Source organism: Campylobacter sp. GB48, assembly GCF_049221845.1.
Taxonomy (GTDB): domain Bacteria; phylum Campylobacterota; class Campylobacteria; order Campylobacterales; family Campylobacteraceae; genus Campylobacter_D; species Campylobacter_D lari_C.
This window is the reverse complement of the sequence record NZ_JBMJAR010000064.1, coordinates 1-1,103: the sequence shown is the minus strand read 5'-3', so window position 1 is coordinate 1,103 and position 1,103 is coordinate 1. Positions and strand designations below refer to the sequence as shown.

The following is a 1,103-nucleotide window of genomic DNA, read 5'->3' as shown; positions in this document are numbered from 1 at the left end:
GATAAAATGGGAAGGGATAGGAGGTAAGCTAAAAGCAGCACAAAGAAGGAGAAAAGAAAAAAGTAAAGAGAAAGCAAAAATGCTTTTATATTTGGAAAATGAAAATAAAAACGATAGTAAAATAAAACAAATATCTATATCAAATATACCCAAAAAACCTCATTGGCGAAAATCTGAAGAAGATATATCAAAATTATACCATGATTATGAAAAACAGAAATCTTTTCTTAATGGCAAGGAAGTTCCATACGGAACAAAACATTCTGTTCGTCCAGACTTATGCAAAAATGGTTCTAGCATTGAAATTAAAAACTATAATCTTGATAAAACATCCAGTGTAAACAATTTAATTAATATTATTACCAAACAATATCAACAAAGATTACAACATTTGCCATCAAAAACCGAACAAATCTTCATTATAGACTCTAGAGGACAAAATATATCTAAAGAAATACAAGAAAAAATAAAATAAAAAATTTGTGTTAAATTGAATTGTGATATACTTATTCAATTTAAAACCAAGTAAATTTAGGAAAATTAATGGTGGGTTTTAATATAAATGGACTTTGGTATGAAATAGGCAGTGGTGATTTTTTACATGCATTTTTTAGCAATGTGGCTTATCATCTTGAAAAAGGAAATTGGGGGAGTAGATTCCCTATATTAATGAATGAAGTATATCAAGGTGAATTAAATTTTTCAAAAGCTTCTTTAGTGTTAAATGAACTAGAGAATATACAAAAAGAATTTAAAAATTTTACCCCAAAGCAACTAATTTGGGATATTGAAAATTTATCTCTTACGCCACCTTGGGGTGATAATATCAGTAGTGATATTACAGACCTATCAAATTATTTTGTAACAAGCGATGGTAATGATTTTATAGAACTTTTTAAAAAGGTCTTACAACTAGCCAACAATGAAAAAGCTAACCTTACCATTAAAAGTTTTTAAAATAATTATACTTTGGCAAAAATTTCTAAGCAAAAATACCATAAAACCTTTTCCTTTAAATTTTGATTGTTCTTTAGAGGAGAAACTTCTTTATGCTAAAGATGAGCAATTAGAAAGCATACTTCAAACCCACAAGACTTTTTATG

At 27.4% G+C, this 1,103-nt stretch carries 2 protein-coding genes and 1 pseudogene; all 3 read left to right on the top strand.

The window, feature by feature from the left end; genetic code table 11:
• Positions 1-475, top strand: a 475-nt coding sequence (locus ACOTVC_RS08785; protein WP_421628376.1) for a hypothetical protein, incomplete at its 5' end; no start/stop codon positions are given.
• Positions 476-543: 68 nt separating this feature from the next.
• Positions 544-957 carry an immunity 70 family protein gene (locus ACOTVC_RS08780; RefSeq protein WP_214099781.1) on the top strand — a complete coding sequence of 138 codons (414 nt, stop codon included), beginning with the start codon at positions 544-546 and terminating at the stop codon, positions 955-957.
• Positions 923-1,103 (top strand): annotated as a pseudogene (locus ACOTVC_RS08775) (hypothetical protein); the annotation flags it as partial. The gene ACOTVC_RS08780 and the pseudogene ACOTVC_RS08775, both read left to right, overlap by 35 nt.